Genomic DNA, 23,887 nt, shown 5'->3' with positions numbered 1-23,887 from the left:
TATGAAAGGAAAGTATAGGATCATCATAACGCTAAGTGTCATTATTGCATTGTTATTTCCAGCTAGTATAGCTTCTATACCATCGCAACAAGTCGATGCAGCAAGTTTGAGTAAGCAGCTAACTGTAACATTAAATGGAGCTAAATTACAAAAAGTAGCTGATATGTACATACAGCGCAATGTAACTATGGTGGAGCTGTCCAGTTTTCTCAGCGCACTTGATTATCAGATAATAGTAGATGATGTTCAACAACGGATAACGGCCAGAAAAACGAATAAAACGATTGTATTTACTGAAAATAGTAGTGACATTATTTTTAATGGAAAAACGATGAGTATGCCAACAAAAATAACAACTAAACAAGGGAAAATGTATATTCCGCTTCGCTATATTGCCAAGTTAGATGGAAACAAAGTAATATGGCAGTCTAAACAACAGACAATTGAATTGATAACTATGGAAGCTGTTGCATTGAGAATAATGATTCCGACTAGCACATTAAGTGAGGATCACAAATATGTCTCTGTGTTAAATGATCTAGTAAAAGATATGAATATGCAGACGAATACCGTCACTACGATAGAGGAAGTGCCACAACAATCTTATAAGGACAAGTTGTTTATTAAAATGGCGGCAGGAGATATGTCCACACTCCAGTTGTTTACATCCTCGATAAGTGGCGTTTCTTTAGACGTATTTACTACTACGTTAACACCGTATATTAACAATTATAAACAGTTACGCACATTACCAAAACAGGTGATGGAGCATGTGAAATTAAGTTATGGCGATTTGTTAGGAGTGCCTAAATTAACATCGGCAGTGGATGGACCGTTTCCGGTATTACGACAAACATTGTTAGATACATATAACTTTGCTGTCCCTACTACAATGGAGGAATTATACATCGTTCTTAAAAATAATAGTGCCAAAGATAAGGTGGGATTAACTGGATTTGTTACGCCTTATGAGTTAGGATCGTTGTCGTTTGTAGAACATATATTCAACGAAACACCGTCACGGTATAAGTGGGAAAATGGTAAGTTGACTGACCTAACGTTGGCATCAAGTAATCGAGCTGCGTTGGAGTGGTTACAAACATTGTATCAGGAAGGATTACTCGATCCAGAGTTCGCTGTATTGACGCCAGAAGCAAGTCATCAGCGGTTTGCTGATGGTACGGCGACGGTCGCTGCTCTTACTTTTGATGAGGCTGCGCAGCTGGAGCAAGAGTTAGGAGAAAAGAAAAAAACTGATGAGCTACTGCCCCTTGTTTCGTTAAAACGAGAGCCACTTGCACAAGAAGTAACGGCTAGCTCACTTTCTTATGAAGGAATATATTTTGTACCATATTGGTCAGGTTTTAGAGAAACAAATGCTAGTTTGCAAGTTTTAGACTATTTGCATCAAGTGACCAAAGATGAGAAGGTAGCGAAGCAGAAGCGGGAGTTGGCTACAACTATTGTTGGCTCTACAAAGGTAAATATGTCTCATTACGAACAAAGTACAGCAAAGCGTTATGCCACAGTCGAGAAACAACGACAATCATTAGTAGTAGAGAATAGACTGGACCTTGCACTAGAAAAACGTTTGGACGTTGAGCAACTAAAAGATAAACTAGACTTAGATGAACAAATTAATCAGACGAAAATTAAAGTCATTATGGGTGCATTGTCACTTACAGATTGGGATAAATTCGTGAGAAAATTACAAGAAGATGATAAGTATCAGTCTTTGATGAAGACGTATCAAACATTTTTAGTAGAATAAGCTGAAAAACGTGCCGCCAGTAGCATCATATTAGATAGCTGCAAGCGGCTCGTTTTGTTACATAGTTGCTTCTTCATACGTATAATTAGGACGCTTATCTTGGGCAGTCACAAGGGCATGTTTTTCCCACTTTCGACTACGCCAGCGGAGAAACATAATGAATGCTCGTAACCATTCATCAGCGGCTATAGCGAGCCATATACCAGCTAAGCCTAAATCTAACGTAATGGCTAAATACCAACCTAAAGGTAAGCTCATACAAACCATCGTGAAAAATCCGATATAGAGTGGGAATTTGGCATCGCCACTAGCTCGTAAACTGTTTACTAATACAATGTTGAGCGCACGCCCTGTATCTAATACGAAGCTTAGTAAAATAACTTGTGCTCCAAGCGCAATAATCTCCGGATCATCGGTAAATATGCCCATAAGCGGATAACGGAAGATCGCTAATAAACTAATCGTTAGCAGTGAGATACCGAAGGACAAAATAGTACTTTTCCACACACGATAGTAAGCAGCTGTTTTCTCTCCTGCTCCAATTAATCGTCCAACGATAATCGATGTTCCCATTCCAATGGCAATAGAGACGTTAATCGATATACTTGCAATGTTACTTACATAGTTTTTGGCAGCTAGTGCCTGATCTCCTAAAAAGGTAATAAAGTATAAAAAGATGAGCTGACAGCCGTTATACATCACTTGTTCAAAGGCAGACGGTATGCCGATTTTTAATATTTTGCGGACATACTCTCCAGATAGTGACCAAAAGTATTTCCACTTTATTTTGACAGGCAATATTTTAAATAGTAACCATACGAAGAAGATAACCGCAAGCAAGCGGCTAACTACGGAAGAGATGGCTGCTCCTTCGACTGCTAATGCTGGGAAACCGAATTTTCCAAAGATCAACACATAATTCCCGATAATATGAACGATATTCATACCAAGGGAAACGAGCATCGCTTGTTTTGTAAAGCCAAAGACTCGAATAATAGCAGATAAAGCATTGATAATGGCTTGTAGAAAAATCATCCCACCAACGATAGCTAGGTAGCTTTCGGCATAGGCTAGCACTTCTCCTTGTAAATTAAGAGCCTGTAGCATAAAAGAATGAAAGAAAACAAATGCTATACTAATGATTAAGCCGATGACCAGATTCAAAGTAATGGCTAGTGCTGCAATTTTGCTCGCACTTTTGTAGTTACGGGCACCGATATATTGAGCAACGACAATCGAGGCTCCATTACCGACTACTTCTAATATAAGTATAGCGATGACCATAAATTGATTGGCAGCACCAATGCCAGACACGGCATTATCCGATATAGCGCTAATCATTAGCGTATCCGCAATTCCCATAAACATAAATAAAAAGAGTTCAATAAAAATAGGCCACGTTAATAAAAATAAGTTAAACTGTGGGCCTAAAGATTGCTGCGCAGGTATAATTTTTTTAGCTATGCTCATATATTCACTTCCTTAATATCATGCTTTGCAGTGGAGTCAATAAACAATAGTAACATAACCAATTGACGATATATAGGGTGATTTTAGATCTTTTGTTTTAAAAATGCGACATCTTGGTATATAATGGATTGAATTTAAGTGATGAGGTGAACGGACATGCAGTCAAAATCAATTATTCGCAAAGCGATTATTCCAGCTGGAGGTTTAGGGACGCGTTTTTTGCCAGCTACAAAAGCACAACCGAAAGAAATGCTACCTATTATAGATAAGCCGGCAATTCAATATATTGTGGAGGAAGCCGTAAATTCAGGGATAGAAAGCATCGTTATAATTAGTGGTCGCCATAAGCGAGCAATCGAAGATCATTTTGATAAATCGGTAGAGTTAGAAATGGAGCTTGAACAGCGTGGTAATGAAGAAATGTTAGAGCTAGTTCAAAGTATTTCGCACTTGGCAGATATTTATTATGTTAGGCAAAAAGAACCTTTAGGTCTTGGACATGCTGTATTATGTGGTCGTCGTTTTATTGGTAATGAGCCATTTGCTGTTCTATTAGGGGACGATATATTAACGGCAAAACAGCCTTGTTTACAAAGTATGATGGAAGTATATAAGGAGCAACAAACATCAATCGTAGCCGTTATGGAGGTACCACCTGAACATGCTTATCGGTATGGCATCGTAGATATTAGAGGTAATCAGCAAGTAGAAACCGTACATTCTATTATCGAAAAACCAGCTCATGGAACTGCACCATCGAATTATGCGGTAGTCGGGCGGTATGTACTCGATCCATCTATTTTTGACATATTAGAAAAGGCAACACCGGGTAAGGCAGGGGAAATTCAATTAACGGATAGTTTATATGAACTTAATCGACTATTAGCGTATCGATTTGACGGTGTAAGACATGATGTTGGAGATAAACTGGGCTTTGTACAAGCAACGATTGATTTTGCATTAGAGCGTGCTGATTTGGCTGATGATGTGAAACGATACATGCTAGAAAAATTAAATATGCTACACTGATGGAAGTAATATGAATAAAACGCTTACAAAAACATGTGCTAAGGAGAAAATGAGTATGCCAGATATGTTAGTCAAGTTATATGAATTGCCTCCACTTGCACCAGTGTTAGAAGAAATGAAGCAGAAGGGCATTGTTATTCGTACAGCATTAGGTCCAGAGATGAAAGCAGTGTGCGGCTGGGCCAAAGAACATTTCAGTGAATACTGGGAAAGTGAAGTAGAAGTAGCATTCGCACGTCTTCCTGTTTCTTGTATTATCGCTACGACAGAACCTACGGATACAGAGCGTAGTAAATTGCTTGGTTTTGCTTGCTATGACAGTACATTACGTGGTTTTTTTGGACCTACTGGCGTAGCTGAGGAAACGAGAGGGCAAGGTGTTGGCAAAGCTTTGCTAATTGCTTGCATGCACGCGATGCGCGATGTAGGTTATGGCTACGCCATTATTGGTGGAGCGGGTCCAGTAGATTTTTATGCGAAACAACTAGGCGCAATCGTGATTGATGATTCAGTGCCTGGTGTATATCGGGGGATGCTTCCTACATATACGCTACAGACATAAATAACAATAGATACCTACTATAAATGATTGCTATGATCTCATAATGCACAGATAGATCGCTTCTATATCAATGGATGCTGTGCATACGATGAGATCATTTTTTTTGTACTGTAAATAAGTGATAGGTAAAACGTACCTTCGAAATTGAAATGGCGCTTCTGTGTACAATGTTATAGAATAGAATAGAAGAAGAGGGAAAAAAGAGAGATTATTATGGCTGGAGGCTAGAAATTCGTGCATTGTCGTCATTGCGAAAGATATTACGCAGCTGATGCAAACTACTGCAGCCATTGTGGACAGCCGTTGGAGCCATTAAATGAGCAAGAGGCAGCGGCTATCATCGAACAGCATGCACTTGCAGAAATGCAATTTTCCATGCAAGAACATGCAGCTAGCCAAGCACAATGGATAAGTGGTGAGTCGGCAGAACGTCGTATTGTGGAACAAACAACGTCCACTACACCGAGAAAAAATAAATTAGCAATTGGAATTATACTATCCTTATTACTAACCGTAACGCTTGTCGCGGTAGCAGCATTATTTTATTATTATCAGCATGAAGTTGAAGTTAACAATAGAGTACTAAAGTTGCAACAAGATGCAAGAACGAAGGCGTTAGCTGGCGAATATGATGAGGCACTGATCTTATTACATCAAGCATCTAACCATCGTCCTCAATTTGCTGCTTTGCTTGCAGATGAGGAAGTACTTTATCATGCCATCGAACTAGAAGAATTACTGCAAGGGGCAGAGCAGAGTATTGAAGAGGGGTCGACAGTAGAAGCAGAACAGCAATTGGACCAAGCGCGCAGTAGATTAACAGGGCGGAAAGAACCGCTTTATTTTAAACTGCGAAGCAAATTGGACGAATTAACTGTTGGGCTAAAAGTACAGAAACTAAGTAGAGAATTGCAATTTACTAATTCGATAGGGCGGATTACCGAGCAACTACATACTGTAAGTACGCTTGGTGGTGATGAAGCAGCAGTTTTGAAAGAAAGTATGCTGGAGAAGTTAGTAGAACTTTCATCATCTGAAGCAGCGAATTTATTGAAGAAAAAGAACTACTCCAAAGCGTTGGAGACGATTGATGTTGCTTTACAATTTACTCAAGGAAATAAAGCGTTAGATTTACTACGCAAACAAGTAGTAGACGCGCAGCGTCAATATGAACAAGCAGAACAACAACGGATTGAGCAAGCGATGCAAAAAGCGGCTGAAGAAGATTTAATTAATCAAACAGCGGCTGTGGAAGTGATTCATATTGAACATACGTTTGATGAATTCGGCAATATGACGATCGAAGGATTGTTACGCAATCAAGCGACACGTCCTATTCATACCATCGAAGTACAATTTACCGTATATGATTTGGAAGGTAATGAACTTGATAGTGGTAGTGCTAAAGTTACGCCTGACTTTGTAGAAGCGGGTGAACAGATGGTATTCACTTCGACTATATATGGTGCTTTTTGGCAAGAATGTAAAGTTGTCGTCGATCATGCCACATGGTACTTGGAATAGGAGACGATAAAATTGAGAAATTATATGTGGATCGCCATCATGGGACTAGTTATTATTTTGAGTGTAAGTAGTGTAGCCTTTTTCTACGTTCGAGCTGAGGTTCCGGCGCAATTAGCTGGAAAACCGTTGCTTGCTCTAAAAGATTATTCAAGGTCGCTCAAAGACATTATTTTTGAAACGCAAAAGCAAGTGGTAATGATTGAAACAGCAGCTGGTAATCAAGGATCTGGTTTTTTGTACAATTCCAAAGGAGATTTGATTACAAATGCTCACGTTGTTAGTGGTGCTCGTAATGTGTCAGTCAAAACAGCAGATGCCCGTGAATTAGTAGGTGAAGTAATTGGAATCAGTACGACGACTGATATTGCGGTTGTCCGTGTACCGGAACTAGTCGGAATGGAGCCACTTTCTTTAGTACGGCATATTAAAGCGGAAGTAGGCGACAATGTACTGGCTGTTGGTAGCCCGCTTGGCTTTCAGAATACGATAACGACGGGCATGATTAGTGGGATTGGTCGGAATTTTGAAATTGGTCGCTATCAGTATACAGATTTGTATCAAATTTCAGCTCCTATTGCGCAAGGGAACAGCGGAGGACCACTGGTTGATCAAAAAACAGGGGAAGTCATTGGTATTAATTCTGCTGGAACGGAAGAAGGAACGTTCGGATTCAGCATTCCGATTACAAATGTTATTAGTATGGTCGAAGAGTGGTCAGAAACACCGATGGAGATGTTGCCAGATTTGAGTATTGCCTCCGATGATGAATTACAACAAGAAGCGACATCACTCGCGTCGTTAGCGGAATATTTGGTTACGCACTTTTACGACAGTTTAAATAATAGCGATTATGTATATGCTTATTCACTTCTTGGCGGAACATGGCGGGAAGGTACGAACTATGATAAGTTTCGCAGTGGATATTTGGATACCCGTAATGTTGTGATCGATGATATTCATGTGTCGGTGGAAGAAAGCGATGAAGCGGTAGTTACCGCCGTCTTGTCAGTAGATGAACGCAAGAGCGGAGACTATGTACTCAGTAAATACCAGGTTACCTACAAAGTTGGTTACGAAAATGATCAGTTAAAAATTTTGACTGGCAAAGGGAAGTTAATTACAGGTGCTGATTAAATTTTTTTTGCATCGAATCTATTTATGACTGGATGAACTTGGTAAAATTATACACTAAACCTATTTTAAGCTAAATAATCGTGATAAATAAGTGTAGCAGCTGTTGTGCAAGGAAGCACGTTTATTGTTTAAACGGAAAAGAAATTGATGCAACTATTATTTCTAAAACAGGCTTAAATGTGATCAAAGTGATTGAATGTGCTGTGGTTTGTCCTAAAAATCGTATAAACGGTCTCAAAGTGATAGGATGTGTGGTGGTTTGTCCTAAATATCGTATAAATGAGTTCAAAAGTGATAGGATGTGTGGTGGTTTGTCCTAAATATCGTATAAATGAGTTCAAAAGTGATAGGATATGCTGTGGTTTGTCCTAAAAATCGTATAAATGAGGTCAAAAGCTATTCCCTGTGCGGCACTTTGACTTAAAAATCGTATAATCGGACTCGAAACTGGTCCGCCGTGTTGATATGCTCCCCTACAAATAGGCAGATGAAATAAAAATATCTGTTGTTGTACGGGAGCAAGTTTTTTATTAGATAGCGATTTTTCTTTACAGGGTTAATCGTAATCGATAAAGTGATACTTAATATAATTTTGAATGAAGGCACACGTTTAGTTATAAATTAACAAGTCTAAGTTCAATAGTATCGTAGGCATTAACCGGATAATTTAGCATTGTGGTTGGAATAACGCGACCATTTAATGAAAGCTGATAAGTAATTGTACCACCGATTGGAATTCCGGCAATAGCAGCAATTTGATAATTATTTGTAAAAGCTACTATTCCTGTACTAGCAAGTGCGTCATAAATAGACATGCCTTGGCGATAAGGAACAGTGTACCTGTTGCCATTTATAATGACAGTGACATATGGTTGTTGTTGAGGATAAGGTTGTGGAACAGGAATAGGGATTGGGATGGGTAATGGCAACGGAAATCCCCAAGGACCGAATATACCGCCTCCACCGTGTCCACCATGTCCGCCTCCATGCTGTCCTCCACCGCCATGTCCACCGTGTCCGCCACCATGCTGCCCGCCTCCGCCGTGTCCACCATGTCCACCGCCATGCTGTCCACCACCGCCGTGTCCACCACCGCCGTGTCCACCATGTCCACCGCCATGCTGTCCACCACCGCCGTGTCCGCCGCCACCGGGATGACTTCCGTGACTTGGCGCTCGATCGAACGCAAATGATGCATCATGCTGACAGCCGCAATATTGGCAGTAATAGTTATCTCCAACGCGGTCAAATGTTTCATAAGAAGATGTATAAAAATCAGTCATACTAAAAAACTCCTTTATTTATCAAATCAATTTTTCAAAGTAAATGCCTATCGTTAGTTATTACACAATATATGCGCATGAGCCTAAGGTGGTGTAAAAGTAGGCTAAAAACTATTAGGAAACATTTAGCAGACAAAATAAATAAATAAATTGTAAATAAAAAGAGGATTATCGAAGTTTTTGTCGTATTATATATAGTTGAAGCATATATGACAGGGTATAGAAGGTGTAGAGTGATGGACGTACGTTCTTTTCAATTGTCCGACTATCGGGCGATTACGGCATTGCTGGAAGAAGTATTATCCGCAGAATGCTATGAGCAGACGATAGAAGCTTTTGCTCGCCAATTATCATGGGATAGTGATCTTGTATTAGTAGCTACAATTAACAATGAAGTGGCAGGCGTTATTATTGGTACGATTGATAATAACAAAGGGTATTATTACCGTGTTGCTATTTCGCGTAGCTATCGTCGTCAAGGTGTCGGAAAGTCGTTGGTATTAGGTTTGAAAAAGCGGTTCGAGTCACGTAAAGTTGCTAAAATTATGATTTCTGCTGATGAGCACAATGAGCCTGTTTTGCCACTCTATGAATCACTTGGATATGTAGCTGGAGATCTTTTTCGCTCATTCCAAAAGTTGAGTATTATCGCTGGTTAATAGCGATAACTGTCTTACAATCTACAAAATGGAAGAAAAGCGTATCTATTTGCCATTGCATTTGGCAACCAGATATGCTTTTCTTATTATATGGGAGTGATTATATGACAATGGATTGGTGGAAAGAAATATTTAGCTGGCTCAAACTGGTTGGTGTTGCTTTAATCATCGCTATATTGTTAAACTTGTTCGTTTTTCAATTAACGATTGTTAAAGGGCAGTCAATGGAGCCGACATTAGCGGCAAAACAAATTTTATTTGTTGGTAAATGGAATTATTTGATTGGAAATCCTAAATTAGGAGATATTGTTATTTTGAAAGAAGATAATTATGATGGAATTGGTGATAATCGCTTGCTAGTTAAGCGAGTGGTTGGATTACCAGGTGATACGATTCAAGTTGTTAATCATTATTTATATCGGAACGGTGTGCAAGTAGAGGAAACATACTTACCTGAGGAAGCTTCCTTTATTGAGGGAAGCGACTATGGATCATATACAGTACAGCAAAATGAATATTTTGTATTAGGTGATAATCGCGCGTTAGCTGCTAGTTCAGATAGTCGTTCATTTGGCGGAGTAGATAAGAAGAAGATTATTGGCAAAGCCCAGTTTATATTGTGGCCATTTAATCAAATCAAAGGGTTATAATAGGAGAATAGGTAAAAGTATAGATATAGTGACGATTAGATGGGGGTTATGTTGTGAAAGAAGTGGAGTTATATACAGATGGTGCGTGCTCTGGTAATCCTGGGCCTGGTGGATATGGTGCAATATTATTTTACGGTGATCATCAGAAAGAAATATCTGGTGGAGAAAAGATGACGACTAATAATCGGATGGAAATTCAAGCGGTCATCGCTGGGTTGTCTACATTAAAAGAACCATGCAAAGTAAATATATATAGTGATTCTGCTTATGTCGTTAACTGTTTTAAAAATGGCTGGATTCATAATTGGCTCAAAAATGGTTGGCGTAATAGTAAAAAAGCTCCTGTAGAAAATCAAGACTTATGGAAGGAACTATGGGAGCTTATGCAAATGCACGAAGTTACCTATATCAAAGTGAAAGGTCATAGCGATAATAAGTGGAATAATCGTTGTGATGAGTTGGCCCGAGCAGGCATTAAAGGGGCTTGATGTATGATGGAAATAGAGCAGTTAAACAATTACAATTGGGCAGCACTAAAAGAAGAGATGAAGCAACAAGCGAAGGAGCTGGGCATTGACCAAATTGGTGTGGCTTCGGCAGATCCGTTCACAGAGTTAAAGCAACAACTTATTCGTCATCGTGAATTAGGACGTGAATCTGGGTTTGAAGAACCGGATTTGGATAAGCGAACGAATCCAGCACTTTTATTTGATGCGCCCCAGTCGATTATTGCCATCGCTATTACTTATACTTCCAAGCTAGAGGATGCCCCACGGTCTGTGGAAGGAGCAAGACGCGGATTTATTGCTCGTTCTGCTTGGGGGATGGATTATCATCATGTGCTAAAAGATAGATTGCAAAAGCTAGAAGATTGGCTGCGAGAAAAGGTGCCGGCTTTACGAATAGAAAGTATGGTTGATACCGGAGCGCTATCTGATCGTGCCGTTGCAGAAAGAGCGGGGCTAGGTTGGAGCGCTAAAAATTGTATGATTATTTCACCAGAGCTTGGTTCGTGGATTTTTTTGGGAGAGATGATTACGAATTTACCTCTGCCTCCAGATACACCGTTAACCGATCAATGTGGCACATGTACGAAATGTTTAGATGCTTGTCCGACAGGAGCATTGGTTGGTCCTGGGGAGCTAGATGCGCAGAAATGCATTTCCTTTTTGACCCAAACGAAAAGGGTCGTACCTGAGCAGTATTTGCGAAAAATGGGTAATCGATTATATGGGTGCGACACGTGTCAACTCGTTTGCCCTGTAAATCGCCATAAAAATTGGACGCATCAACCAGAGTTCGAACCGGACCCCGAGTTGGCGAAACCACTATTACTACCTTTGCTAAAGCTGAGTAATCGTCAGTTCAAAGAACAGTTTGGTCATACCGCAGCAGCATGGCGTGGCAAAAATCCGATTCAGCGTAACGCCGTTATTGGGTTAGGTAATTTTAAAGAAGCCGGGGCGGTGCCAGATCTCATTACGATTCTATTAGAAGATCCCCGTCATGTTCTACGAGCAACAGCAGCGTGGTCACTGGGGAGAATTGGCGGCGAAGCAGCAAAAAATGCACTGGGACAAGCAGCAGAAACGGAAGAGCATGAGGAAGTTTTACAAGCGATAGCATCATCATTAAAGAAAGTAGATTACACAGCAGAAGAACGTAGATTAGATGATAAATTATAAACGAAGTGCAGAGTGGAAATGAAATTTTCTACTCTGCTTTTTTTTATTCTATTAATCACAAACTCCATAAAAAGGAAGATAAATCTAATTAATTAAAATTGAGTAATTAAAAGTTCTACCTCATTTTTATTAGTTACCTCAGCATCAGTATTTACTGCATGAAAGAAGCGGAATAAGTATAACAAAAAAAGATATGAATATACTCATAAACTATGTAACAATATGTCAACTTGATAATCTATAAAAAATGTGGAAAATAATCGTATTTTAGTATTTATAATCTATTAAAAGAGATTATTAGTTGTTTTTTACTGCTATATTGATTAATATGGTAGTATAAATATGAAATGAGAAATGTATGTGACTTTTTTATTGTTTTGTCAATTGCAGGAGACGAGGGAACATGCTATCATACATGGATGTGAAGTTATTTTGAAAGGTATAGGTGAGCATGGATGGCTTGGTATGAAATAGTAATACCTATTGTTACATTAATTGTGGGACTTGTCGGTGGCTTCTTTATCGGCGTGTTTTATTTGCGTCGCCAACTAGAAAATATGCAAAAAAATCCCGATATGCTGCAAAAAATGGCGAAACAAATGGGCTATAATCTAAATAAACAGCAAATGGCTAAAGCACAAAACATGATGAAAAATCAAAAGTTCCCTCGTAAATAGGTTTGGCTTATAGCCAGAAGGAGTGGTTTTTAAAATGGCGGGTAAGAAAGACTACGTCAATTCCAATGTAGCAGAAAACCGAGAACGAATCGAACATCATGTGAAAGAAATATTGCGTTTAATGGGAGAAGATATTGAGCGTGAAGGACTGCTAGAGACACCTGCACGAGTAACGCGTATGTATGAAGAAGTATTCGCTGGTTATTCTGTAGATCCACGTGAAGTTCTCGGCGTTACCTTTGATGAGCAGCATGAAGAGCTTGTTATTGTCAAAGATATTGTATTCCATAGTCATTGCGAACATCATATGGCTCCATTCTACGGAAAAGTGCACATCGGCTACATTCCTAGTGGGAAAATTGTCGGATTGAGCAAGCTTGCACGACTGGTGGATGCTGTGACAAGACGATTACAAGTACAAGAACGGGTAACATCGCAAATTGCTGATATTTTAGATGAAGAATTAAATCCACATGGTGTGATGGTCGTTGTGGAAGGAGAGCATATGTGTATGTGTGCTCGAGGGATTAAGAAGTCCGGTAGTGTGACCGTTACTTCAGGTGTACGTGGATATTTCCGTAATGATGCTGCATTACGTACGGAGTTTCTATCGTTAATTAGATCATAATATAAAGCTATTCATCCATTACTGCTAATGAAATCATGGTTGCAGTACAGGAGATGGATAGCTTTTTACATCATAGTTCTAAATGATGATAGCGCTATCTATACTAAATAGATGAGATTTGCTACAGCCTAAAGTAGCTCCTAACGGTAAACTAGTATAAAGAGTAGGGGAGGCGTTTTTATGTTTTCTGAATTTACGGAGTTAATAGAGTTGAAGAAGTCAACGAAGCCTTTGCTGAGTGGTGACGTGTTTGTTACCCAACCAAAACGAGGAGTAAATTATGTTGGAAAAGTTATTCAAGTGGATATTAAAAGTCGAAATTTGAATTTCGCTGGAAAAAATTTGGTTTATATTTATAATTATTCACAAGACCATAAAGAAATGCCAGACAGTCTTGATCCGAATAAATTACTGCTACCTCCGACAGTTGTTAGTGAAACAGGATGGAAAAATGGTTACTTTGAGACGATCGGCAATATTCCTGTAACTCCACTTGAGAAAAGTGTTGACTTTGGCTTTTTTGATGATTTTGAAAAACGGAATGTATACTATAATTTGCAAGGTGAAAGGCTTACTCACGTACCGCGATATGCTGATTTTAATGGTTTATCAAGCTATCGTTCGATTGGGCGCGAAATGCACAAGTTATTATATGGAAAAAAATATTATTAAAGAATAATAAAACACTATATCTGTAGTATAGACTCATTTGTTCTAATATAGAGAGCTGATGAGGTTCTACTCGGCATAGTGTTTTTTTGTACTTGTCGCTGAAAAATTATCGGTTTATAATTGATAATTATTATCAATGATTTTGAAATGGGGTTTCAAAAGGTGAAACTGGCATGTTATAATATATGTAACGGATGAAAGTTTATAATAGCATTATATTTCATATAGATAAAATAAATAATAAGTGCGAAGGGGTGGAAGTATGGAAGAAGGTAAAATGACGGTGCGAGCAGTAGACCGGGCACTCGATATATTGCTTTGTTTTACGATTCGCACAGATTGGGCGATGACGGAAATTGCGGAACATGTTGGTTTACACAAAAGTACGGTACATCGTATGCTAGCAACACTAGAAGAAAAAGGATTTATTGAACGAGATCGTCAGACGGAGCGCTACCATCTAGGTCTTAAAGTGTGGGAACTATCTGCTAATTTATCTCGCTCAGAAGATCAAGCAACGATATGGTTACCAGAGCTTGTTCGATTACGCGATGAATTAGGAGAAACCGTCAGTATTTATGTACGTGATGGGATGGAGCGGGTACGCATTCAGGCAGTACAAAGCAATGAACCGATTAGACGTGTGGCTCCGGTGGGAGCGCGTCTACCACTCTATGCAGGAGCATCTAGTAAAGTATTAATTGCTTATGCGGAGCCGGCTATACAGGATATGATATTAAATGATGAGTCATTTCGTCAAAATGTAGATATTACATTGTACCAAGAGCAGATGTCAGAGTTATTGGCATTAGGGTATGCGACAAGCGTCGAAGAACGTGAATCCGGCGTTGCTGCTATTTCTGCCCCTATATTCGATCGCTATGGACAATTGGCAGCTGCCTTATCTGTATCGGGCCCAGCAAGCCGACTGACGATGGCACGAATGAAGCAATACGCTGCTATCATGATAGAGAGTACTCGCCAAATGGGTATGATGATGAAATAAAATAGCCGTCTAACTGAAATGGAAATGATCCAATTATCAGTATAGACGGCTATTTGTTTAAACGGGAGAACATGCAGGCTGTTACTTACTTCATATTAGCGATCATATGACGAAGTACCGTTTGCAGTATTCCTCCGTTACGGTAGTAATCTACATCTACTAATGAGTCAAGACGAACAATTGCTTTGAAGTCAAAAGTCGTTCCATCTTCACGTGTACCTGTTACTGTTACTGTAGCACCTGGTCCGATTTCATTAGACAAGCCTTTAATGTCGAATGTTTCACGACCAGTAATATTTAGTGTTGACCAGCTTTGTCCTTCTAGGAATTGTAGCGGAAGAACGCCCATTCCAACTAGGTTGGAGCGGTGAATACGCTCGAAGCTTTCGGCAATTACTGCTTTGACGCCAAGTAGGAATGTTCCTTTGGCTGCCCAGTCACGGGAGCTTCCCGTACCGTATTCTTTACCAGCGATAACAACCAAGTTTCGGTTCTCCGCTTGATATTTCATAGAAGCATCGTAGATAGACATTACTTCATCGGTTGGCAAGTATTTCGTTACGCCACCTTCTGTACCAGGAGCAACCTGGTTACGAATACGGATATTTGCAAACGTTCCACGCATCATAACTTCATGATTACCACGACGAGATCCGTAAGAGTTGAAATCTTTACGCTCTACACCATGATTAACGAGATATTGACCTGCTGGACTTTGCAATGTAATGTTACCTGCTGGAGAAATATGATCTGTTGTTACAGAATCGCCCATTAGTGCAAGTACGTTAGCTGCATGAATATCTTGAATATCATTTAGGTCAGGACTAAGGTTTTCGAAGAATGGTGGATTTTGAATATAAGTTGAATTCGCATCCCATTCGTAGCTTTCACCTTCCGGAATATTGATTGTATTCCAACGTTCGTTTTGCGTAAATACATTTTCGTATTTGCTGCGGAACATTTCTGGGTTAAGTGCTGTAGCAATTGCTTCTTTGATTTCTTGGTTAGTTGGCCAAATATCTTTCAAGTAAACCGGTTGTTGCTGTTGGTCATAGCCGATTGGATCATTAACTAGGTCAATATTCACTGTACCAGCAAGTGCATAAGCAACTACTAGTGGTGGAGAAGCAAGATAGTTTGCTTTTACCTGAGCGTGAATACGTCCTTCGAAGTTACGGTTACCAGATAAAACAGCTGCTACCGTCATATCATTTTCGTTAATAGCATCGCTAACTTCTTCTGGAAGTGGACCAGAGTTACCGATACAAGTCGCACAGCCGTAACCAGCAAGGTGGAAACCAAGTGCTTCAAGCGGCTCCATTAGGTTAGCTTTTTTCAAGTATTCTGTAACAACTAGCGAACCTGGTGTAAGTGAGCTTTTTACGTAGGCTGGTTTTACTAAACCACGCTCTACTGCTTTTTTTGCTACTAATCCAGCACCGAGCATAACACTTGGGTTGGAAGTATTCGTACAGCTCGTAATTGCTGCAATAACAACTGCGCCTGTACTCATTTTAGTAGTTTCACCATTTTTATGGTTCACTGTTACTACTTCAGCAATTTTTTCATCGCTTAATCCATATCCGCCTTTGTCGATCGGCGTACGAATGATTTCATTGAAAGCTTTTTGCATAGCAGTAAGTTCCACACGATCTTGTGGACGTTTTGGTCCCGCCAATGATGGTACGACAGTAGATAGATCTAGTTCAATAACGTCACTGAACACAGGATCGCTTGTCTCATTTGTACGGAACATTCCTTGTGCTTTATAGTAATCTTCCGTTAATTTAATTTGCTCATCTGCACGACCAGTTTGACGCATGAAATCAAGCGTTTCATCATCTACTGGGAAAAAGCCGACTGTAGCACCGTACTCTGGCGCCATGTTAGCAACAGTTGCACGGTCAGCTAGACTGATGTTGGATAGACCAGGACCATAGAATTCTACGAACTTGCCAACGACTCCTTTTTTACGCAACATTTGTGTAACAGTAAGTGCAAGGTCAGTTGCTGTAGAACCTTCCGCTAAACTACCTGTCAATTTGAAGCCAATTACTTCTGGCATAACAAAGTAAAGTGGTTGTCCAAGCATACCAGCTTCTGCTTCAATACCACCAACACCCCAACCAACAACGCCAAGCCCGTTAATCATCGTTGTATGAGAGTCCGTACCTACAAGTGAATCAGGGAAAACGACATCTTCCCCATCTATATTTCTAGTAGCTGCTACAGAAGCCAAGTACTCCAAGTTAACTTGGTGAACGATTCCTGTTCCTGGAGGAACTGCACGGAAATTATCGAATGCTGTTTGTGCCCAACGTAAGAAACGATAACGCTCTTCATTACGCTCGAATTCTACTCGAGTATTGTATTCTAGTGCATCTTTGTTGCCGAAGGAATCAACCATTACCGAGTGGTCAATAACGAGATCGACAGGTACAAGTGGATTAATCTGTTTTGGATCTCCACCAGCTTTTTTTACTGTATCACGCATGGCAGCTAGATCGACAACTACTGGTACCCCAGTAAAGTCTTGCAGTACGATACGAGCAGGAATGAAAGGCACTTCTTTGTCTTCACGGCCATTTGCCCAGTTTGCCAATTGTTTTACGTGTTCTGTTGTAATTGCACGACCGTCATATTGACGAACCGCAGCCTCTAGCAATACTTTAATGGAAAAAGGCAATTTCGAAATATCGCCAATACCTTGCTCCTGCAAACCATCCAAACGATAGTAAGCATATGTTTTGTCACCAGACAGCAATGTGGAACGAACAGAATAGTGATTTTGTTTAGACATATTCAATCTCCTTTACATCATAATCAACAAACGTATAGATGGTGTTTCATAACATGAAACACGATTTCAAAAAAACCTCTACCTATAGTATAGCTTTAAATAGGGGGGTACGTAAAGGGTATTTGCCCTGTAAATTAAAAGTGTTCGTTGTAGTAGTTTCGGCTGTATTGTTCATGATTTGCAAGACCGGTGCATATACTTAAGCAGTTCTGTAATTAAATCGAAATGTTATACCTATGTTCCGTTTAGACGAATAGTTATATTCGTAATTGAAAATATTCTAATTAAATATAATAAACGATATTGTTCATGATGTTAGTTAATTTTAGAAGGAGGAACGAACATGTCGAAGTCGAATCGTAAGCACAGTGTCTATACGAAGAATGATGCGAAGCAAACGATTACTCGCAAACGAGTATCGGAGTCTTATACGCTGACTCCACGCATGATAAGTAGTAGTACAGAAACGATAAGTAATCGTCACAAGCAAGTTATAAAAAAAGCAAACGAACATAAGGTGAAATTATCTTCATTACTAGCTAATTCATCTGTTAATAATCAACAACAAAAGGAAGAAACTAAAACGAAAGAACAAGCGAGTTGGCGTAAATCATTACAGCGATATATAGAAGTCTATAATGCAGCAGAAGCAGAGCAACGATTCGATTTATATGATGTAGTGCATGATGAGCAGCATGTGGAGCGGATGATTGTACGGCTTGATCGTATAAAAGAACGAGAATTACTGCGTGGTGCGTTGTCACAAGGCTGTGAAACAAAGGGTGAAATAATACGCGTGCACCAAGCAAATCAAGAAGTGACGGTACTTCTTAAATTACACATCAAGAAAAAAATAGTCCAAAGAGATATGCATTATGTAGAAGAACGATATGAGTTCGAACGTTTGTGGTTTGGAGAACAAGAAGGTGTTTTTCAATTGTTACGTGTTGAACCACTTATATATGAACGAAGACCTAAATATGGAGATTACGTACAGCAATATGGGTTAGAAGAAGTAGGAGAAATAGAAGAGCCTCTCGCTCGTTCTGTACCTTATTTGAATGGTGCTATATTTACAGCAACGTTACCTCTTTATCACCGTGCAGCATATTTGCGAGATCATGCGGTAGCTTATGCGGATCGGTGGTGGAACGAAGGAAATCCGAAATATGAATTGTTTGATGTGAATTGTACTCATTATGTTTCGCAGTGTCTCTTTGCAGGTGGTGCTCCGATGAATTATACTGGTAAGAGATCAAATGGCTGGTGGTACACAGGAAGAGTAAACAAGCAGGAAAAATGGAGCTATAGCTGGGCAGTATCACATGCACTCACTATTTATTTGAGTAGCAAACGTCATACCGGATTACGAGCTATTATGATGGATCGAGCGGATCAATTGATGCTTGGTGATGTTATTACGTATGATTGGTCAGGCGATGGCAGATTCCAACATAGTACCATTGTTACTGCATTTGATGCCTTTGGTCAACCGCTAGTAAATGCTAATACTGTTGCTAGTAGACATCGTTACTGGGATTATAGCGATTCTTATGCGTGGACACGAAATACGAAGTATCGCTTTTTTCACATTGTTTCAGATTGACAATATATACGTCGGAGGACTGCAATATGGGGAGTAAGGTAAGAGTAGGTTTACTGTACGGGGGAAAGTCTGGCGAACATGAAGTATCCTTGCAGACAGCTCTAGCAGTAATGGGACAATTTAATTATGACAAATATGAAATTATACCGTTCTATATTACGAAGGAAGGGCAGTGGCGCAGTGGAGCTACGCTTCATCAACCACCTGCCACAATCGAGCAAATTAAATTGGCAGCTAACAATGATAGCAGTAGCATTGCTATGTTATTTCAGTCTGATGCAAGTTGCAATAATAATGAATTACAATCATCAACGGAAAGAGCTTACGTATCGAGTGTTCAAACTACCGATGATCGTAAAGTGCTGGATGTAATATTTCCATTGCTGCATGGAACGTATGGGGAAGATGGTACTGTTCAAGGGATGTTAGAGATGGCTGGCGTACCTTATGTTGGTGCAGGAGTTCTTGCTTCGGCTGTTGGTATGGACAAAGTAATGATGAAAAAAGTGTTTGCAATAGAAGACTTACCACAGTGTGTATTTCGTTATTTTAATCGTACCCAATGGGATAAAGATGCGCCATTTTTTATTATGGAATGTGAAGTGTCGCTCGGCTATCCTTGTTTTATAAAACCAGCTAATTTGGGGTCAAGCGTCGGTATATCGAAAGCGAATAATAGGGAAGAACTAATCGAAGCTGTTAATTTTGCTTTTCGTTATGATCGCAAAGTGATTGTGGAAGAATTTGTTGATGCTCGTGAAATTGAAGTAAGTGTACTTGGTAATGATGAGGTACAAGCTTCCGTGCCAGGTGAAATAGTGCCCAATAATGAATTTTATGACTATAAAGCAAAATATATTGATGGAAAATCTGCCATGATTATTCCAGCGGAATTAGACGAAGCTACTACAGAACAAATACGAGAGATGGCTGTACGAGCGTTCCAGTCGATTGATGGATCGGGATTGTCACGAGTTGACTTCTTTGTCGGGAAAGAAGACAATCGTATATATATTAATGAAATTAATACGATGCCAGGATTTACACCATTCAGCATGTATCCACTATTGTGGAAAGAAAGCGGCCTTTCGTACGGCGAGTTGTTGCAAAAATTGATAGATTTGGCATTAGAAAGACATGCCGAAAAACAACGACTAGTGTATACAGAATAAGACGCACGATAACATCGATACAAAGGATGGGATTACAATGGGATTTCAAACAGAGTTTAATTCAGTATGTAAATTTAAATCCGAACAAGAACTATATGAGCTATTGGAATATGGTCGTGGTAAAATGGTGAAAAGTGGATTTCGTGTTTATCCGACAGGTCAGCACGTAATCGCCTATGCACCAAATAATGATGCGGTTGCAATCGTTCGTATATCAGCCTATACACCTGAAATTAATTTTCAAGGAGACGAAGTAACAGGTGTGGAATTAGAGCTGGTGCGTAAATTAACAGAAGAAGAAGCACGCGTCCAAACGGCTCTTGCTGATGAAATGTATTTTGGACGAGACAATAGCAATAGCAAATAACAACGAACATGTGAAATAACATCATAAGAATATAGAGGTTTCATCCTATGGAATGGGTATTGTTTGTTTTTTTAGGTATTGCAGCAGCCACATTCGGCAGTATCGTCGGATTAGGTGGCGGCATTATTATCGTACCTATGCTGTTATTATTTGGGGGAGCGCTAACTGGCGCTCCTATTGAGCATCCAGTAGCAGTTGGCGTTTCTTTATGTGTGCTCGTATTTACCGCATTAGCGTCTACGATGACCTATAGGCGGCGAAAGCTAATTGATTATAAAAGTGCCCTTATTTTATTTGTTACTAGTGGTCCAGCATCGATGTTAGGATCAGCATTAACTGGAAAGTTTGAGTCGAATAATTTTCAGTTGAGCTTTGGAATATTTATGCTAGCAATGGCGATTTTATTAATTTCTAGAGAGTATATGAAGCCGACAACTGTTTCATTCAAACATAGTCGGACGATTACAGATGGGACGGGACAAGTACATACTTATAGTTATAGTGTACCAATCTTGCTAGGAATGGGATTTGCTGTTGGAGCGATATCCGGTTTATTTGGAATTGGCGGTGGCTCATTGTTCGTACCTTTAATGGTGTTGTTGTTCCGCTTTCCTCCGCATGTCGCTACCGCCACATCGATGTCTGTCATCTTTCTATCTGCTCTGTTAGGTAGTGGTATGCACATTGTATTAGGGGAAGTAAACTGGTTATTAGTACTAATACTTGCACCGGGGGCATGGATAGGTGGAAAGCTAGGAGCAACTATTGCTGCCAAAATGAGTGGGAAAAGTCTTTTGTGGCTATTGCGAATAACCATCCTTGTCTTAGCACTTGTTATGATCGCTGATGGGATGAATTTGCTGTAATCAAACATTATGTTTCGGATAAATGACAGTCAATGATTGTCGAAAGATCGAACTTCATATAAAATGGATATATTAGCATTAGTAGAAGAGAGAAGGTGTGGCAACTTGATAGAGCAAAATAGCAGTTCTATTATCGGCAGTAAAAGCTTTACTGCGGTGGCGATTAACTGTGCTGCTAAAGCGGGCGAGTGGATTGCTACTAAACTCGGTAACTATGCACAATTAGAACAGAAGTCTTCTTCGCAAGATTTGGTAACAGAAGTGGACAAAGGCTCGGAACGTTTAATTCGTAAATTAATAGCAACTCATTTTCCCACACATGCTTTTTTAGGTGAAGAAGGAGTAACGGCGGGTGCTGCTGCGGCAATTGAAGCGTTAGATGCGGTGAAGGATCAGGAATATGTCTGGATTGTAGATCCGATTGATGGAACGACTAACTTTGTCCACGGATTTCCATTTTTCTGTGTATCTATTGCATTAGCACATCACGGGGAAGTTATTGTAGGTGTTGTTTACGATCCGATAAAAGATGAATTATTTGTTGCGGAAAAAGGTAAAGGCGCATATGTGCACGGCAAATTAATGCAGGTGTCTAAAGAAGCTGATTTGAACAATAGTTTAATAGCAACTGGTTTTCCAGCAGATACAACACATGCTTTGCCACGCAATATGAAAGGTTTGCAGCATCTTATTCCACAAGTTCGCAATGTTCGGGTAGCTGGGTCGGCAGCATTACATTTGGCTTACGTTGCGGCTGGTCGCTTGAGTGGATTTTGGGAAATCGGGCTTAATAGTTGGGATATGGCAGCAGGGGTATTGCTAGTGAAAGAATCTGGAGGAACAGTTACTGACGTTTCTGGAGAGCCTTATCATTTGGGTGTTCGTAATGTATTAGCGAGCAATGGGAACATTCACGTAGCATTACAACAGCAGCTGCAAAGTGCAGATAAATAGTAGAAATAAGAAGCGATGAATTATTGCATCAGTGAAGATAAAAGGATAACCTGCAGGAGTATGAACAACAGGTATCCTTTTTTTGTTATTTTATGTTGTTAGTCTATAGATGAAAAGTGAGGATGCGTTATGGCAAATCAAAATATTGTACTAACCTACGACACTTGTCGGCAATTATTGTTGGATGTATGTCAATTAATTGATCAATTGATGCCCGCAATCGAGCAACAAAGGAATGAAATTACAGTCAAAGATGACGGTAGTTTAGTAACGGCAGCGGATGTTATGCTGGAACAGCAAGTACATCAATTTTTACGGCAAAAGCTAGGAGAGGTAGTGTTTGTAGGCGAGGAAACGTATACCTTTCATGCGATGACGGAGCAGACGGGAATTGCTGTTATATTTGATCCGATTGATGGTACGGAAAACTTTTGTATGGGGTTAAAAGAGTGGGGCATGGCAATTAGTATATGGCAGAACGGACAGCATGTAGGGAGTTGTCTGTATATGCCGGAACTAGGCGAGCGGTTAATGACAGGGGATAAGCTACAACAAGCAGCTGTTTCGTCTCGCATGACGGCACTTTCGGTAGCAGTAAACGAACGTTTACTTCAGCTCTTAGCGGAGCCAGGGCAATATCGGATGAGTGGCTGCTCTGTTTATAATTTGTATTATGTCATTAAAGGCAGCTTTGCGCAGTTTATACACCCGAAAGGGGCGTATATTTGGGATATACTACCGGGAATGATGCTGGCACTAGAACATGGCTGTCATGTTTTTGTAGATGATAGTCTATATAATGGCCAATGGCTTGATCCAACTCGCAAGCATAAATTACACATTACTCATTCTAGAACATACTAGAACATGTCTGAAGACTAAATAATTGTATGCTATGAATTGATAAAATTAAGTGGAGTAAAAGCACTTTCACACGTAGCCACTCGTTACGACAAACTAGCTTCCTTATGGAAAGGAATGCCGGGTTTTGCTTCGCCTGCGCACTATATTATTAATGGTTATTTCATGTCGTAACTAATGTCATGTTCAAGTGCAATTAGTGGAGTGGTAAACTTGTACGTTTTTTCTTACAAAGTGGTATTCCGATCAACGAAATTGTGGTTGTTTGTTTGTTTTTTCGTATAAACGCCGGACAATCAACCTAGTAGCGGGGTCTCTTTATATGATATTTCGTATAAACTTGTTCTACTCCAGTACTTATTTAAATGTTTGTATGTTTTTTCGTATAAACTCTTATTATAGTCCCCTATTACAATTTTTACAGTAGATTTTAAGACCTCATGCGATAAAAGTCATCCAACTTTACTTCTTTTAAAAATACTAAATTCAAAAAAAATTACTAATATATTAA

General features: G+C 39.7%; 22 protein-coding genes. 19 read left to right on the top strand and 3 right to left on the bottom strand.

From position 1 onward, the window contains the following. The first annotated feature begins 1 nt into the window (after position 1). Entirely contained in the window at positions 2-1,771 is a 1,770-nt protein-coding gene (locus ACFSTH_RS09690; protein WP_377770445.1) for a stalk domain-containing protein, read from the top strand. Between the two features lie 57 nt (positions 1,772-1,828). Here ACFSTH_RS09690 and ACFSTH_RS09685 read toward each other — a convergent pair whose 3' ends face one another. Continuing rightward, complete coding sequence (locus ACFSTH_RS09685) at positions 1,829-3,241, bottom strand: MATE family efflux transporter (protein ID WP_377770447.1); 1,413 nt, start codon at positions 3,239-3,241, stop codon at positions 1,829-1,831. A 156-nt stretch (positions 3,242-3,397) separates the two neighbouring features. On the opposite strand from ACFSTH_RS09685, the gene galU reads away from it, so the two are divergent. From galU to ACFSTH_RS09665, 4 genes are all read left to right on the top strand, one after another. After that, on the top strand, positions 3,398-4,270 hold the full coding sequence (galU, locus tag ACFSTH_RS09680) for a UTP--glucose-1-phosphate uridylyltransferase GalU (RefSeq protein ID WP_377770449.1): 873 nt from the start codon (positions 3,398-3,400) through the stop codon (positions 4,268-4,270). A gap of 55 nt (positions 4,271-4,325) precedes the next feature. Further along, on the top strand, positions 4,326-4,832 hold the full coding sequence (locus tag ACFSTH_RS09675; RefSeq protein WP_377770451.1) for a GNAT family N-acetyltransferase: 507 nt from the start codon (positions 4,326-4,328) through the stop codon (positions 4,830-4,832). A gap of 303 nt (positions 4,833-5,135) precedes the next feature. Further along, a complete protein-coding gene (locus ACFSTH_RS09670; protein ID WP_377770453.1) occupies positions 5,136-6,356 on the top strand; it encodes an FxLYD domain-containing protein in 1,221 nt (406 codons plus the stop codon). Positions 6,357-6,368: 12 nt separating this feature from the next. Next, positions 6,369-7,490, top strand: a complete 1,122-nt coding sequence (locus ACFSTH_RS09665; RefSeq protein ID WP_377770455.1) for a S1C family serine protease — start codon at positions 6,369-6,371, stop codon at positions 7,488-7,490. 614 nt (positions 7,491-8,104) lie between these two features. On the opposite strand, the gene ACFSTH_RS09660 is transcribed toward ACFSTH_RS09665, so the two are convergent. Further along, positions 8,105-8,773 (bottom strand): hypothetical protein, encoded by a 669-nt coding sequence (locus ACFSTH_RS09660; RefSeq protein ID WP_377770457.1) that lies wholly within the window; start codon positions 8,771-8,773, stop codon positions 8,105-8,107. 236 nt (positions 8,774-9,009) lie between these two features. On the opposite strand from ACFSTH_RS09660, the gene ACFSTH_RS09655 reads away from it, so the two are divergent. The 8 genes from ACFSTH_RS09655 (at position 9,010) to ACFSTH_RS09620 (ending at position 14,750) form a co-directional block, all read left to right on the top strand. Beyond that, entirely contained in the window at positions 9,010-9,432 is a 423-nt protein-coding gene (locus ACFSTH_RS09655) for a GNAT family N-acetyltransferase (RefSeq protein ID WP_377770459.1), read from the top strand. A gap of 104 nt (positions 9,433-9,536) precedes the next feature. Continuing rightward, positions 9,537-10,082 (top strand): signal peptidase I, encoded by a 546-nt coding sequence (gene lepB, locus ACFSTH_RS09650; RefSeq protein ID WP_377770461.1) that lies wholly within the window; start codon positions 9,537-9,539, stop codon positions 10,080-10,082. Between the two features lie 53 nt (positions 10,083-10,135). After that, positions 10,136-10,570, top strand: a complete 435-nt coding sequence (gene rnhA / locus ACFSTH_RS09645; RefSeq protein ID WP_377770463.1) for a ribonuclease HI — start codon at positions 10,136-10,138, stop codon at positions 10,568-10,570. Positions 10,571-10,573: 3 nt separating this feature from the next. Next, the gene (gene queG / locus ACFSTH_RS09640; RefSeq protein ID WP_377770465.1) at positions 10,574-11,767 is read left to right on the top strand and encodes a tRNA epoxyqueuosine(34) reductase QueG; all 1,194 of its coding nucleotides are present in this window, start codon (positions 10,574-10,576) and stop codon (positions 11,765-11,767) included. Between the two features lie 455 nt (positions 11,768-12,222). Beyond that, positions 12,223-12,444 (top strand): YneF family protein, encoded by a 222-nt coding sequence (locus ACFSTH_RS09635; RefSeq protein ID WP_377770467.1) that lies wholly within the window; start codon positions 12,223-12,225, stop codon positions 12,442-12,444. Between the two features lie 34 nt (positions 12,445-12,478). Beyond that, positions 12,479-13,072, top strand: a complete 594-nt coding sequence (gene folE, locus ACFSTH_RS09630; protein WP_377770469.1) for a GTP cyclohydrolase I FolE — start codon at positions 12,479-12,481, stop codon at positions 13,070-13,072. 180 nt (positions 13,073-13,252) lie between these two features. Further along, a complete protein-coding gene (locus tag ACFSTH_RS09625) occupies positions 13,253-13,744 on the top strand; it encodes an Imm26 family immunity protein (RefSeq protein ID WP_377770471.1) in 492 nt (163 codons plus the stop codon). 262 nt (positions 13,745-14,006) lie between these two features. Then, positions 14,007-14,750 (top strand): IclR family transcriptional regulator, encoded by a 744-nt coding sequence (locus ACFSTH_RS09620; protein WP_377770473.1) that lies wholly within the window; start codon positions 14,007-14,009, stop codon positions 14,748-14,750. Between the two features lie 85 nt (positions 14,751-14,835). Here ACFSTH_RS09620 and acnA read toward each other — a convergent pair whose 3' ends face one another. After that, the gene (gene acnA / locus ACFSTH_RS09615) at positions 14,836-17,550 is read right to left on the bottom strand and encodes an aconitate hydratase AcnA (RefSeq protein WP_377770475.1); all 2,715 of its coding nucleotides are present in this window, start codon (positions 17,548-17,550) and stop codon (positions 14,836-14,838) included. A gap of 343 nt (positions 17,551-17,893) precedes the next feature. Here acnA and ACFSTH_RS09610 point away from each other — a divergent pair, with 343 nt between their 5' ends. From ACFSTH_RS09610 to ACFSTH_RS09585, 6 genes are all read left to right on the top strand, one after another. Next, the gene (locus ACFSTH_RS09610) at positions 17,894-19,156 is read left to right on the top strand and encodes an amidase domain-containing protein (protein WP_377770477.1); all 1,263 of its coding nucleotides are present in this window, start codon (positions 17,894-17,896) and stop codon (positions 19,154-19,156) included. Between the two features lie 26 nt (positions 19,157-19,182). After that, positions 19,183-20,328, top strand: a complete 1,146-nt coding sequence (locus ACFSTH_RS09605) for a D-alanine--D-alanine ligase (protein ID WP_377770479.1) — start codon at positions 19,183-19,185, stop codon at positions 20,326-20,328. A 37-nt stretch (positions 20,329-20,365) separates the two neighbouring features. Then, positions 20,366-20,695: a hypothetical protein gene (locus tag ACFSTH_RS09600; protein WP_377770481.1), complete on the top strand. Its 330-nt coding sequence runs from the start codon at positions 20,366-20,368 to the stop codon at positions 20,693-20,695. A 47-nt stretch (positions 20,696-20,742) separates the two neighbouring features. Continuing rightward, positions 20,743-21,561: a sulfite exporter TauE/SafE family protein gene (locus ACFSTH_RS09595; protein WP_377770483.1), complete on the top strand. Its 819-nt coding sequence runs from the start codon at positions 20,743-20,745 to the stop codon at positions 21,559-21,561. A gap of 105 nt (positions 21,562-21,666) precedes the next feature. Beyond that, entirely contained in the window at positions 21,667-22,515 is an 849-nt protein-coding gene (locus ACFSTH_RS09590; RefSeq protein ID WP_377770485.1) for an inositol monophosphatase family protein, read from the top strand. 129 nt (positions 22,516-22,644) lie between these two features. Continuing rightward, positions 22,645-23,379: an inositol monophosphatase family protein gene (locus ACFSTH_RS09585; protein WP_377770487.1), complete on the top strand. Its 735-nt coding sequence runs from the start codon at positions 22,645-22,647 to the stop codon at positions 23,377-23,379. Positions 23,380-23,887: the final 508 nt, after the last annotated feature.

This window comes from Paenibacillus yanchengensis, from assembly GCF_042684845.1.
Classification (GTDB): domain Bacteria; phylum Bacillota; class Bacilli; order Paenibacillales; family Paenibacillaceae; genus Pristimantibacillus; species Pristimantibacillus yanchengensis.
This window is presented reverse-complemented; position numbering and strand designations above follow the sequence as displayed.

Bases quoted from the DNA above. Each gene is read 5' to 3' on its own strand.
- ACFSTH_RS09605 (WP_377770479.1), top strand. From the start codon at position 19,183: ATGGGGAGTAAGGTAAGAGTAGGTTTACTGTACGGGGGAAAGTCTGGC.
- ACFSTH_RS09685 (WP_377770447.1), bottom strand. From the start codon at position 3,241: ATGAGCATAGCTAAAAAAATTATACCTGCGCAGCAATCTTTAGGCCCA.
- acnA (WP_377770475.1), bottom strand. From the start codon at position 17,550: ATGTCTAAACAAAATCACTATTCTGTTCGTTCCACATTGCTGTCTGGT.
- ACFSTH_RS09660 (WP_377770457.1), bottom strand. From the start codon at position 8,773: ATGACTGATTTTTATACATCTTCTTATGAAACATTTGACCGCGTTGGA.
- ACFSTH_RS09600 (WP_377770481.1), top strand. From the start codon at position 20,366: ATGGGATTTCAAACAGAGTTTAATTCAGTATGTAAATTTAAATCCGAA.
- lepB (WP_377770461.1), top strand. From the start codon at position 9,537: ATGACAATGGATTGGTGGAAAGAAATATTTAGCTGGCTCAAACTGGTT.
- ACFSTH_RS09690 (WP_377770445.1), top strand. From the start codon at position 2: ATGAAAGGAAAGTATAGGATCATCATAACGCTAAGTGTCATTATTGCA.
- ACFSTH_RS09625 (WP_377770471.1), top strand. From the start codon at position 13,253: ATGTTTTCTGAATTTACGGAGTTAATAGAGTTGAAGAAGTCAACGAAG.
- ACFSTH_RS09655 (WP_377770459.1), top strand. From the start codon at position 9,010: ATGGACGTACGTTCTTTTCAATTGTCCGACTATCGGGCGATTACGGCA.
- queG (WP_377770465.1), top strand. From the start codon at position 10,574: ATGATGGAAATAGAGCAGTTAAACAATTACAATTGGGCAGCACTAAAA.
- ACFSTH_RS09595 (WP_377770483.1), top strand. From the start codon at position 20,743: ATGGAATGGGTATTGTTTGTTTTTTTAGGTATTGCAGCAGCCACATTC.
- ACFSTH_RS09620 (WP_377770473.1), top strand. From the start codon at position 14,007: ATGGAAGAAGGTAAAATGACGGTGCGAGCAGTAGACCGGGCACTCGAT.
- ACFSTH_RS09635 (WP_377770467.1), top strand. From the start codon at position 12,223: ATGGCTTGGTATGAAATAGTAATACCTATTGTTACATTAATTGTGGGA.
- folE (WP_377770469.1), top strand. From the start codon at position 12,479: ATGGCGGGTAAGAAAGACTACGTCAATTCCAATGTAGCAGAAAACCGA.
- ACFSTH_RS09585 (WP_377770487.1), top strand. From the start codon at position 22,645: ATGGCAAATCAAAATATTGTACTAACCTACGACACTTGTCGGCAATTA.
- ACFSTH_RS09610 (WP_377770477.1), top strand. From the start codon at position 17,894: ATGTCGAAGTCGAATCGTAAGCACAGTGTCTATACGAAGAATGATGCG.
- galU (WP_377770449.1), top strand. From the start codon at position 3,398: ATGCAGTCAAAATCAATTATTCGCAAAGCGATTATTCCAGCTGGAGGT.
- ACFSTH_RS09675 (WP_377770451.1), top strand. From the start codon at position 4,326: ATGCCAGATATGTTAGTCAAGTTATATGAATTGCCTCCACTTGCACCA.